At 55.5% G+C, this 12,106-nt stretch carries 10 protein-coding genes; 8 read left to right on the top strand and 2 right to left on the bottom strand.

The window, feature by feature from the left end; translation table 11 throughout:
• The first annotated feature begins 15 nt into the window (after positions 1-15).
• The 5 genes from C1722_RS11860 (at position 16) to C1722_RS11840 (ending at position 4,396) form a co-directional block, all read left to right on the top strand.
• On the top strand, positions 16-1,275 hold the full coding sequence (locus C1722_RS11860; protein WP_102379418.1) for an MFS transporter: 1,260 nt from the start codon (positions 16-18) through the stop codon (positions 1,273-1,275).
• A gap of 72 nt (positions 1,276-1,347) precedes the next feature.
• Entirely contained in the window at positions 1,348-1,866 is a 519-nt protein-coding gene (locus tag C1722_RS11855) for a nitroreductase family protein (RefSeq protein ID WP_102379417.1), read from the top strand.
• A gap of 23 nt (positions 1,867-1,889) precedes the next feature.
• Positions 1,890-2,540 (top strand): HAD family hydrolase, encoded by a 651-nt coding sequence (locus tag C1722_RS11850; protein ID WP_102379653.1) that lies wholly within the window; start codon positions 1,890-1,892, stop codon positions 2,538-2,540.
• A 264-nt stretch (positions 2,541-2,804) separates the two neighbouring features.
• Positions 2,805-3,662 carry an ABC transporter ATP-binding protein gene (locus C1722_RS11845; RefSeq protein ID WP_146040663.1) on the top strand — a complete coding sequence of 286 codons (858 nt, stop codon included), beginning with the start codon at positions 2,805-2,807 and terminating at the stop codon, positions 3,660-3,662.
• Positions 3,662-4,396 (top strand): ABC transporter permease, encoded by a 735-nt coding sequence (locus C1722_RS11840; protein ID WP_102379416.1) that lies wholly within the window; start codon positions 3,662-3,664, stop codon positions 4,394-4,396. The genes C1722_RS11845 and C1722_RS11840 overlap by 1 nt, the downstream gene beginning before the upstream one ends.
• A gap of 98 nt (positions 4,397-4,494) precedes the next feature.
• Here the strand turns inward: C1722_RS11840 and C1722_RS11835 are convergent, their stop codons facing one another.
• Together C1722_RS11835 and C1722_RS11830 are read right to left on the bottom strand one after the other, a co-directional pair.
• Positions 4,495-6,126: an FAD-dependent oxidoreductase gene (locus tag C1722_RS11835; protein WP_102379415.1), complete on the bottom strand. Its 1,632-nt coding sequence runs from the start codon at positions 6,124-6,126 to the stop codon at positions 4,495-4,497.
• Positions 6,127-6,313: 187 nt separating this feature from the next.
• On the bottom strand, positions 6,314-7,342 hold the full coding sequence (locus C1722_RS11830; RefSeq protein WP_180995183.1) for a LysR family transcriptional regulator: 1,029 nt from the start codon (positions 7,340-7,342) through the stop codon (positions 6,314-6,316).
• A gap of 236 nt (positions 7,343-7,578) precedes the next feature.
• Between C1722_RS11830 and purE the strand changes: the two genes are divergently transcribed.
• From purE to C1722_RS11810, 3 genes are all read left to right on the top strand, one after another.
• Positions 7,579-8,049 (top strand): 5-(carboxyamino)imidazole ribonucleotide mutase, encoded by a 471-nt coding sequence (gene purE / locus C1722_RS11825; RefSeq protein ID WP_102379413.1) that lies wholly within the window; start codon positions 7,579-7,581, stop codon positions 8,047-8,049.
• A 1,502-nt stretch (positions 8,050-9,551) separates the two neighbouring features.
• Positions 9,552-10,439, top strand: coding sequence for a VanW family protein (locus C1722_RS11815; protein WP_180995182.1), 888 nt, complete (start codon positions 9,552-9,554; stop codon positions 10,437-10,439).
• 81 nt (positions 10,440-10,520) lie between these two features.
• Positions 10,521-11,468: a PRC-barrel domain-containing protein gene (locus C1722_RS11810; RefSeq protein ID WP_102379410.1), complete on the top strand. Its 948-nt coding sequence runs from the start codon at positions 10,521-10,523 to the stop codon at positions 11,466-11,468.
• Positions 11,469-12,106: the final 638 nt, after the last annotated feature.

Raw genomic sequence — 12,106 nt, 5'->3', positions numbered from 1 at the left:
AAATGGGAGGGTAGCATGAAAAACGATGCGTTTTACATCGCAAAGGGGTCTCCCGGAACGAAAGCACGTTGGGCGGTTGTAGCTTGCTGCGCCGCAGCGTACTTCTTCGATTCCTACGACATGTACATTCTGGGAATCACGATGCAGAGCATTCTCGGCGATCTGAACATGACGACGGCTCAAGGCGGATTGCTCTCGTCAGCGACAATGCTCGGAGCCGTTATCGGCAGCGTGTTTTTGGGGCGCTTTGCGTCGAACCGAGGCAACAAGCTTTGCCTTGTGGTATGTACCGCTTGGATCGGCGTCGGATCGCTCGCCGTTGTCTTCGTATCCAGTTTTCCGGCGTGGTTTGCTCTGCGCGTTTTCACAGGAATGGGCATCGGCGGCATCATGGGTCCTATCCATGCCCTCATCTGGCAGCACTGGGCTCCCGGCCACCGTGCGAAAATCACGGGCGTAACGTTTTCTACGTTCCCGATCGCGGGTATCGTTGCAAGCCTCATGGGCAAGCTGATGCTTGTTGCCGACTTCAGGTGGATATTCGTTACCGCTGGTTTTTCGCTCGTGGTTGCCCTTGTCGCTCAGTTCGCCATTCCCGATGATCGGCATCTGGCTCCTGCCTTCCAGGCGAAAACGTCCAAAAACGTCGAGAAGATCAGGCTCAATGAGATCCTTGTGGGTAATTACAAATGGATCACGCTGTTCGCCATTTTAGCCAGCTTCAGCAACATGGCTGCTTGTTGGGCGATGAACACGTGGATTCCGTCTTGGCTCATGACTGATCGTGGCTTCGACGTAAGCCAGATGACGAACTTCTCGATGCTGAACTACGTCGGTGGCTTGGCGGGATACCTCATTTGGGGTGTTATAGGTTCGAAGATCGGTTCGGGCAAGGCTATGGTTGCAGCGTATGCGCTTTCGGCGGTGGCGCTCTTGGCTTACATAGCGCTGCCGGGCGGCGACTACCTGCTTATACTCGGGCCGTTGCTGTACTTTGGCCAAGGCGGCTGCGGCTGCCTCAATTCGATTCTTTTCGCAGAGGCCTATCCCGAGCGTACAAGGGCTTACGGATCCGGCACGACGTTCAACGTCGGGAGGATCGGCTCTATCATTTCGCCCTACTCGGTTGCTCTTGTAGGTGCGAGTTTCGGCCTTACGGTGGGCTTGCTCATGGCTCCGGCGTTCTTCGCGTTCGGCGTTGTCGTGTCGGTTGGGTTGAACGGCGTACTGCGCAAGCAGAGGACCCTTGAGGCCGCAGAAGCCGATCAGCCGTAATATGTACGTTTATTGCTGTTCGTCGAGCGTCGGGTTTTGATCCGGCTCTCGGGTATATGAAAGGAAGTACGGATGGAAGCGTTTGAAGCGATTTTGGGTCGCAGGTCTATCAGGTCTTACTCCGATAAGCAGGTTTCCGCTGACGCTGTGCGCAAGGTATGCAACGCGGGGCTTTACGCCGCTAGCGGCAACGGCATGCAGTCGACCATCGTGGTTGCGGTGAGCGACAAGGAGGTGCGCGACAGGATGTCGGCTTTGAACGCAGCGGTTCGCGGCCAGGAGGACGATCCGTTCTACGGCGCTCCTGTTGTTTTGGCGGTGCTTGCAAAAGCAGAGGCGGGTACCTGCGTGCAAGATGGGAGCCTCACCATGGCAACGCTTATGCTCGCTGCTCGAGCGGAAGGCCTGGGATCGTGCTGGGTGCATCGTGCGAAGGAGCAGTTCGAGGGGGAAGAAGGCCGGGCTTTGTACGATGAGCTCGGCATCCCCGAGGGCTATGTGGGAATCGGAAACTGCATCCTGGGATATCCTGCCGAAGGCTTTCCCGAGGCGGACGCGCGCCATGAGGGCCGCGTGATCGAGATCGCGTAAAACGATTGATCGAGGAGGCATTTGTGAAGTACGAGTACGTTCTGTTCGATTTGGACGGGACGCTCACCGATCCCGAGGAGGGCATAACGAAGTCCATTCGCTATGCCCTCGCCTCCTTCGGGATTGAGGAATGCGACCGCTCCAAGCTGCGATCGTTCATCGGACCTCCCCTGAAAAGCTCCTTTCAAGATTTTTATGGCATGAGCGACGAAAACGCCGATCTTGCCATAGCTCGGTATCGTGAGCGCTTCGCCGATAAGGGCCTGTACGAAAACACGGTTTACCCTGGGGTGGAAAAACTACTCGCCTCGCTCAAGGAGGCGGGAATTAGCGTGGCATTGGCCACCTCGAAGCCTACGGTGTATGCGCTGCGCATCCTTGAGCATTTTGACCTCGATGGATACTTCGACTTCGTTCTCGGTAGCGAGCTGGACGGTACGCGTACCGCGAAAGCCGACGTTGTTGCCGGTGTTGTCGCTCATTTCGCCGAGACCGATCGAGCGAAGTTCGTTATGGTGGGCGATCGGAGCCATGACATGGTTGGCGCACGATCGAACGGAATCGATTCCATCGGCGTGCTTTACGGTTATGGCTCGCGCGAAGAGCTTGTCGAAAGCAAAGCAACATATATCGCCGAGTCGATCGACGGGCTTTCTCGTCTTCTCTGCAATTAGCTTTTTCCTGCGATTTGCATTTATCCTTCGAAAACAGCGGCATGGAAGAATTGCCGGTTGGATTGAACCGCATCCGCGATGCGGCCGGCCGCCGTATGCAGCGTGGTCCGTACGTGTGCTCTTTTCGTCCCTCCCAACGCTCCTTTCGTCGCTATCCGTTCTCCTGTCAGGCGTTATGCATTGTCGTGCGCAAGGCGGCGTGGGATAACTGCACCAAGCCAAACCACGACGGCCGATCGGCCGTCCGACGAAAAGGAGAAAGAGATGACACCCATGCTGACACGGCTGCTCTCGATGGACCGCGTGCACCTGTCCTTCAAAGATAAGCGCGTGCTCGACAGCCTCACCTTCGAGGTGCACCGCGGCGAAACGTTCGGGTTTCTTGGCCCCTCGGGCGCCGGCAAGACCACGACCATCAAGCTTTTGACCCGTCAATTGACGAAGGATTCTGGAACGGTGGAGCTGTTCAGCCGCCCGATCGAAAACGCCCACGACGCCGATTACGAGCGTATCGGCATTCTCTCCGATACGAGCAGCTTGTACGAGCGCATGTCCATCGAGGACAACCTCAGGTTCTATGCAAAGGTGCGCGGCGTGTCGGAATCCGCCATCGCGCCGCTGCTTGAGCGGGTGGGTCTCACCGATGATCGCAAAACGCTCGTGAAGAAGTGCTCGAAGGGGATGCGCCAACGCGCGACGTTGCTCGCGGCGCTCATCCACAATCCCGAGCTTTTGTTTCTCGACGAGCCGACAAGCGGTCTCGATCCTGCGGCTCGCCTTGAGGTGCACCGCATGCTCAAGGATCTGCACGACCAGAAAACGACGATCTTCCTTACAACGCACGATATGACCGAAGCGGAAAGCTTGTGCGATCGCGTGGGGATTCTCGACAACGGTCACCTTGTCGCGTGCGACACGCCCGAAGCCTTGAAGCAGCGTTTTGCGCAGAACAAGGTGCGCATCGTCATGAACGACAAGTCGATAAGGGAAACGACCAAAGATGCCGCCGGAGCCGTTATCATTGCTGAGGCGCTTGAGAGCGGAAAGGTTCTGTCGATCCATTCCGAAGAGCCGAGCCTGAACGACGTATTTCTCCGCCTGACCGGAAAGGAGTTCGAATAATGAACGCAGCACTTCGCAAAATCGGCGCATTGTCGATCAAAGACGCCAAGGATTTGGTGAGAAACCCCGCAATTGCCGTATGCGCCCTTATGCCGATCGGGTTCATGCTGTTGTACCGCTACGTCATGTTCGCTAACGTTCCTTCTGAGGCGGAAGCAGAGATGAACAGCTTCCTGATCGGTACGGCACCGTGCTTCGCGGTCGGCATGATCTGCGCGATGACCATTCTCTATGCGCTTTCCGAAGAGAAGGAAAAGCATACGCTGCGCACGCTTATGCTGGCAAACGTGAGCGCGGGTCAGGTTATGATAGCGAAGGTGTTCGTGTCGCTGGCGGTTATCGTGATCGTCGACGTCGTGTGCTTCTTCGTTATCGGAGTCGATGCCTCCCTGCTCGCCCCCTACATAGCGATTGCGTTTTTCGGATCCCTTTCGATCGTGCTGCTCTCGCTTGTGCTCGGTCTCGTCTCGCGCGATATGGTGAGTTCGGGGGTGTATGCGCTGCCGATCATCGTGCTCGCCCTGCTGCCCATGTTCAGCATGTTCGGGGAGAGCTTCGAGACGATCGCGAGCTATTCGCCCTGCGGTGGCATGTACGATCTTATGGTCATGCTGCAGGAAGGCAGGCTGTTTACATCCGACGCGCTCGTTGCGCTTGCCGTGATGTTCGGGTGGATCGCCGTCTGTGCAATCGCATTCGTGCTTGTTTTCAAGAAACTTGGAAAGGACAACTAGGAAACGCGTGAAAGAGTTGTTTTGAAAAGCGGGCTCCGGTGTAATGCCCGGAGCCCGCTTTTGCGAATCGCGTGCAAGCGATTCAGCCCATCTGGCTACTATCGCTTTGCGTAAGCTGCTGCGCTTTGGGCGCTTCTTCTTCCCGTGGCAAGTGATATTCCTTGACACGATGAAGGCACGGTTATCCCGTAGGTTTCGCCTTGGAAACCTCCGCATTCGACGCCGGCAGCATAAAGTCCGGCGATAGGGGTTTCGTCTTCCTTTACCACTTCCGCATTGCTGTTGATATGGATGCCGCCGAACATGTTCACCTTAGCGCCCTTGACCCTAAAGCCGTAAAACGGACCTGTCTCGATCTTGTCGGTGAGATACTCGGCTTTTTTGCCAAGAGCAGGATCCTCTTTCGCATCAACGAGCTTGTTGTAGTCTTGGACGGTCTTCTCGAGCGCTGTTGGTTCGATACCCAGCAAGCTTGCTAAATCGGCAATGCTATCAGCCTTGAAAACGTTCTCGCTTTCTCGGCTGAGCTCTTGGTCGAGTTCTTTGGGAGCGTCGGGGAGGGGAGCGTCTTTGTATACGTAATAGCCCCATCCGACATTGGGATCGCCTTTTTCAACCAGTCGATCGAACAAAGCTTGATCGAGGATCGAAAAAGCTTTGTGCTGGCTCTCGATTGCATTCGGGGCATAAATCGCCGTGCGGACAAGCCATTCGTTCATGAACCTTTTCCCGTCTTGATTTACCCAGAGAGCATAGGGGTTCATGGCTGCAAGCGCGGCGAGCTGCGAAGCCACTCCAAGGGGTTCTACTGTTGTGCCAACGAGAGGCGCCATCAATCGGTAGGGTTTTCCCATGCCGGCTTCGCCCGCCATCCTGATGCCGTCGCCATCGAGCCCTGGGGCTCCGCACCACATGTACTTTTCCGATGTGCGGGAGGTGTGATTATCAAAAAGCTCGTTGTTTGATCCGGCACTGCCCGTAGCGAGAATTACTGCTTTTGCATTAATGTTGAGAACATCCTTTCCATTTTCGGCTTGAACGCCCACTACGGTGTCGCCATCCATAAGTAGATGCGTGACGGGAGTGTCGGTTCTGATTTCGACCCCGATTGAGCGCGCTGCCTCTTCAAGCTTTGCGATCATGGTGCTTCCCCGATGATCTTCGTAAATGTGCTGCGTTCTTATGCCTGCGTAGGGTCCTTGTCCAAGTTCGACGAATTTGACACCGTGGTCCATGAGCCAAGCAAGATTTTCTTCGGCACCATTAACGACAAAATCCCAGAGGGTGTAGTCGACGATGTATCGTTGGAATTCGAGTTCGATCGCCAGAAGATCAGACAGACTGCCGTTTACTCCTGCCTCCTTCTGGAGGTCGGAGCCCATGCCGAACACTCCTTCCGCGAAATTGGTGCCACCGCCGAGGACGTTTTGCTTTTCAAGAAGCAAAACGTTTGCCCCTTCTTCAGCCGCCGTGACCGCTGCCGACATTCCACCCATTCCGCTTCCTACGACGACCACGTCTGTATCAATTGTTTGGGTTGGCTCCTTTAGCGCGATTGCACCGTCTTCAGCGTTCGATTCGAGATCTTTTGAGGGGTTGCCGCTGGCGGTGCAGCCAATCATGCCCGTCGCAAGCGCTGTTGCCCCTATGCCCATACCAAGCAGGAGCTGACGTCGCGATAGGGTCGAGCGATTCTCTTTTGGAGATTTGAATTCGTTATTAGCTTTCATCGGATCCTCCTGTTTATCCCTGCCCAAAACCACCCGCTTTTGATAGGCGCTAGCAACCCGAAAAGCCGGTATACAGACAAGGTAATCGACAAAAGATTTCGTGAGAATAAAAGCTTGTTTGCGCTTTCCGTAAAGAAACGATTGAGATGCCTGACCAGATAAAGAAAGCTAAAAACGCTGCGTAGAATTATTTCCGGGGTCGCTTTTTGTTGAATGCCGGGCGGTTGATCTTGAAGAAAAGGGCGGGATCGTTTTCTTCGACGTATGTTGGAAAAGATTGCCGCAGGGATCGTTGAACATAGTCGAAAAGCTTGCCGGCCTGCTCGTTGTGCGAAGCTCCGAGAATACCAGCAACGTGTGATATTTTCGGTTCCAAAGGAATGGTTTTGCCGTTGATGGCTTTTTGGCACTGCATGCGTAGCGGTTCGGGTAGAGAGCTGCAGAGTCCCACCATCCCGTACTCGTTTACGGCGGTGTCGAGTATATCGGGATCCATCGTCATCAATCCCGGTTGGACGGCTTCTCCGGAGTTCGTTTGTTGGCCGATAACACCCAGAAGGAACGAGTCGTTGTGGCAGGCAAGTTTTTCCGTTTCGATCTCGCTCCATTTTACGGAAGCTCTTTTTGCGTAGGCGCTATTATCGGAGCAGATCAACCTAAACGAGGAGAGGAGGAAGGGCTTGAAGTAGTCTCTATCGAAAACGACTTTCTTGATGAAATCGGCTGGGTAGCTGTTCTCGAACGGCTTGAGTTCAAGGGGCAGATCGATAAGATATAGCGTATTGTCATCGGCTTTATCGAACTGCTTGGCGATTTCAAACGAACTTTGCACCTCGATGCTGGTGCGGAGTTCCGGATCAACGCGAAGGACGTATTCTTCGATAAGGAAAGCAATGGATTGATGAACGAAAGGGGATACGACGACATGCAGCTGCGCCCATCGACCGCGGCCGCTTTTCTGCATTGCTGCTACTGTCTGCAGGCTTCGATACGCGCCGACAACACGTTCAGCTTCTTTGGCAAGCTCAAGGCCTTCCTTTGTTGGTTCGAGCGCACCGCCGCTGCTGCGCACAAAGAGCTGGGTGTCGAGTTGCTTTTCGAGCGTTCGAATCGACGCACTGGCCCCTTGGGGCGTGATGCAAAACTGCTTAGAAGCTTTCGTAAGCGATTTTGATTCCACTACGGCAAGAAAAAGCGATAAAGATTCTATTTGCATTCCCCGACACCACCTGAAACGTGATCCTCTCCCGCAGCCCATTATAGCTCATACCCGCGCTCGTGCCCGTTGCCTGCGATAGGCGCACAGGCGAAGTTGCGGATTGTGCGGAGCCCTTTTCTGCGGACGCATGCTTTTCGTATTGAGCGGATTTGTAAAACCGTGGCGTCCGCCATCGCCATTCGCTACACTAACCGTATCAAGCAAAATCGACACCACCGCGAAAAGGAGTTCGAATGTCAGCTGAGAACAGCGCGCCGCTCGTCGGCATCATCATGGGGTCTGAAAGCGATATGCCTGCCATGGAGCCGTGCATGAAACAGCTCGAAGAGTTCGGCGTTCCTTACGAGGTGAAAGTGGCAAGCGCCCATCGCAGGCCGGCCGAGGTGCACGAGTGGGCGTCGACGGCTGTCGAGCGCGGCATTCGCGTGATCGTCGCTGCTGCCGGCAAGGCTGCGCATCTGGGCGGCGTCGTTGCCGCATATACGCCGAATCCAGTCATTACCGTTCCCATGAAGACGAGCGATCTCGGCGGGCTCGATTCCCTGCTTTCGATGGTGCAGATGCCCTCGGGCGTGCCGGTTGCCTGCGTTGCCATCAACGGCGCGAAGAACGCGGCGATCCTTGCTGTGCAGATGCTCGGTACGGGCAGCGACGAGGCTCGTCAGAAGATCGTCGACTTCAAAGAGGGCATGGCCAACGCGTAGCGGGGCAGTGCCGCTCGATGACGCAAGCGCACCAGCCATCCATATCGACTATGTAGCGGGAGCCGTGTGCTCCCGCTGCGTTTTCTCGTCCTTCTTGCGTTAAAACAGCGCAGGTGATATGCAGAAAAATGTATTACGAAAGCTAATTGAGATGTTTTTAACATTAAGCGATACGGTAATATATAATGCTCTCACATCGAATTAGCACGAGGATAGGCCTCGTGCGATCGGAAGTGTTTGTTAGACGGGAACGCTGACGTGCAAGGATCTTGGCTTGGGATCGGGTTGATGGCCATTGTGGTTATCGCTGGAGCGGTCATGGGCTTCAAACAAAGTGGAACAAGGGCGCAGCTGCGGGCAACGCTCTGTGCGTTTGCGTCCTTACTCGTTCTCGTTGTCTTGTTCGTCGGACTTTCGGTGATATCTTCTCAGCAGTGGTTGGCCCCCGCTCTTGCGGCGGCATGCCTCGTCGTTCCCTTGGCGGTGTACTTTGCGGTATTGGCCATCCTGAATGCTCGCCGCAGAAAAGAAGCGGCTCCATCCAAAGAGTATCGTCGCGTTTCGGTGCGCAGCACGGCTTCCGAGGATCCTGAAGTGTCGTCTTCGCAGGTAGTGGCATCTGCTCCACCTGCACACGATGCCGCTTGCAAACAGTTCGAACCCATTGAATTCGCAAAGCCATCCGATTCGTTTGAACAAAACAAGCGCTTGGATGTCGAGCATGGCGAAGCTGATTTCGACGAGTTCACCGCATTTGACGAAAGCACATTCGCCGATGAGGGGATTTCGCGCGAGTCGATCGGCGGAGAAGAGGTCGAGCCAAAATTCGAAGAGGCTGTTGCGGTTTGCGAGCAGGATGCTACCGTGCCCTCTGAGCCTGNTACCGAGCCCCCTGAGCCTGAGCCTGAGCCTGAGCCTGAGCCTGAGCCTGAGCCTGAGCCTGAGCCTGAGCCTGAGCCTGAGCCTGAGCCTGAGCCTGAGCCTGAGCCTGAGCCTGAGCCTGAGCCTGAGCCTGAGCCTGAGCCTGAGCCTGCTTTGGCTCCGACTGCATTCGATCCTTCCAGCTACTTTACCAAGGCTACCTCGTTGCGCGACGGGGGGCTGTTTGCGGTGGCCGCGAAGCTGTACGCGGAATGCGCCGAGTTGACCGATGATCGTGCGACGTACCGCAAGGCGGTTGTCGAGCAGATCGCGTGCTATGTAAAAGCGAATCAGCTCGAGCAGGCGCAAGATCTTGCCGCCAAGCTCAAGGACGCATCGCCCGATCTGACGGCAATCGAGTCGATGAAAGTCGATGCGGTGCTGAGGATGGTGTCGCAATGACGCCTCGCCATGCGAAGAAAAGAGCTCCCGTACAGAGAAAACCGGTTCATCCGACGACGAGGACGACGACGGTATCCCCGGTTGCTGCAAGACAAGTCTCTCCCGCGAGGCGGGCGACAACAAACGCTCGCTCGGCAGCTCGGCGGACGAAGTCCGTTCGTGGGCTCAGCACCTCTCGGTTGCCCATCGCATTAACGTTTGCCTGCAGCGCAATCGTCGCCTTCGTCATCGCTTTCGGCAATCCGTTTTTGTGGGTGACCGCCGAGCAACAGATCGCCTCGAACTATGCGGCGGGAACCGACGAAGACGATTACCAGTTCATCGAACAGGTTGTCGGCGGCGAGGGCGATACGGCGAATCTCGTTTGCCTGGGCGAATACAAGGCCATTTCTCAAGACGATGATTCCGACAGGGCTTCCAACATCGACCTGGCTGCGCGAACGCTCGATGGGACGGAAATCAAACCCGGTGAAACGTTTTCGGTGAACGAAGCACTGGGCGATACCTCTCAAGACGAGCGATATTTTGAGACCGCGGTAGTCGATGGGACGACGCTCGTGAAAGGTCGCGGAGGCGGCGTATGCCAGGTGTCTACCGCGCTCTACATCGCGGCGCTTAAGGCGAACCTCGAAATAGTGGAACGCTATCCCCATACTATCGTATCCGATTACGCTCCGATCGGCCTCGATGCGACGCTCGCGTATGGGCAGAAGGATCTTCGCATCAAGAACAATACCGAAAAGAGCGTGTTCATACGAGCCACGGCGCTCGGACAGACCGTCGATGTGAAGCTATACGGCACCGCGGGAGTCGATGGCGAATCGATCGATGCTACGTCGAAGATTATCGATCGATTCGATCTTCCTGCGGCAGACGTGTACGACGATCCGGGGCTGCTCGGGTTGAATCCCGACGATCCCGTAACGTTCTACGTGGCCGAATCGTATCGCGTGCTGTACCGCGATGGGACGATGGTTTCGAACGATCTGCTGTCAACCGACACCTATCAGGTGTCGGTTCAGTCTGGTGTGCTTGTTGGCGAGGGCGGGGTCGATCCTGCCAAGTAGGCGTTGCCGATAGAGAATCAGTAAGGTGCAAAAGTGGGTAGCGGTATGGGTTGCGCGGTGCGCTGCCCGGAAAGGAAGAACATGGAAACGAACGAATCGATACTGACCAAGGGAGTTGTTTCGATCGACGATCGCAAGCAGGTGGGAAAGGTCAAGGGCGTTATCATCGATTGCGATGCGTGCGGAGTAAGCCACTACATCGTTTCGAGCGCGAGCACGAATTCCTCGCTCGTCCTACCATTCGAGAAATCGCTTGCAGTAGGCGATACGTTTATGACGATCCAAAGCCGCGATGATTTCCTTTCGACCACCGATCTGACCGCGCGCGGTGCCCTCGAAGATAATTTCGACCTGGTGGGCCTTGAGGTGTATTCGCGTGCCGGCAGTCATCTGGGCGTTATCAAAGGATTCGACATCGATACTGCGTTCGGAAACGTTACGAAAATCGATCTTGAAGACGGTGACTCGTTCGAGAGCGAGTCCTATGTGTTCTTCGCTCGCGAGTTCGTATTCGTTGATGACGGGACCGAGATCGACGCCGACATCCGCGTTGCGGCCGTCGAGCCGACTGCAGGGGAAACCGAGGGGGAAGCAGCCCCTTTAGCTGAACCGGCCGACGATGAGGTGGCTGTCGAGCCGGAGAGCGAAGAGGTAGTCGAAGGGGTTCTCGAAAGCGATGAAGCCGATGAGGCCATCTACGAAGCCGAAGAAGCTGAGGAAGAGGCTGCGGCTGAGGACGAAGCGGAGTGTGTTGCTGAAGGCGATTTCGAAGATGATCCTTCCGATGACGTCACCGAGGAGCCCGTTGCAGCTGAGTTGGAGGCTGATAGCGCCGAGTCGGTTGAGGAAGAATCCGATCCCGACGCCGAGCTGCGTTCCTTTCTTGTGGGAAAGAAACTCAACGAGCGCGTTGTGAGCCAGGACGGCTCTTTCGTTATCGAAGCGGGCGAAGAGATAACCGAGCAGGTGTTCGCCGAAGCCCAGAAGTGCGATGCGGTGCTGCTTCTTACGATGAGCGTTGACGAATAATCGTTTGGCCGAACGATAGGTTACTGGCCTCCACCCAACAAGGGCGGGGGCCTTGTTGGGTGAAAGGGCTCGAGCCGGGCTGCCACTCGCTATCGGATTTGAATGCGAGGTAAGAAGAACGGGCGCTGCTCGCGGCGATAATCGCCGAATTCAAGGAATTCCAAATAGGAATTTACGCTTCACAAGGCAAAATACTTTATTTCTAAACTATAATTGATATACTCATGATTAAGTTGAGGCAGACTTGTGGTGTCTTGACTTTTGGGATTATATACATAACAGAAGAGAAAGTTGCAGACGTGCAAATCTCAGATGTGAAGATTGCGAGCGCAGTCTTATTGGTCGCATTCGGCCTGTTTTGCTATGGGGTCAACAAGGTCGGTGTCAAGGATTCATCGGGAACCGGCACTACAAAGAATCGGTTCTGCGAGCGGATTGCGCAAATCCGCCAAGGCTTGCGGCACACGTGCGAGACGGTGAATATTTCGGGGGGGGGTGGAATTTCCGCCCTTCTTGCCGTTGTTCTTGTGTGTGGGTGCCTATTCCCTAGTTCCCTTCAGCTTGCTCGTGGTGAGGAATCGGGGGATGCTGCGGGCGACGGCTCGGGCACCGCGATGCAAGAGGAGGCTTCGGCGAGC

The organism is Raoultibacter timonensis, assembly GCF_900240215.1.
Lineage (GTDB): Bacteria > Actinomycetota > Coriobacteriia > Coriobacteriales > Eggerthellaceae > Raoultibacter > Raoultibacter timonensis.
Note: the sequence above shows the minus strand (reverse complement) of the source record. Positions and strands in the feature narration are given on the sequence as shown.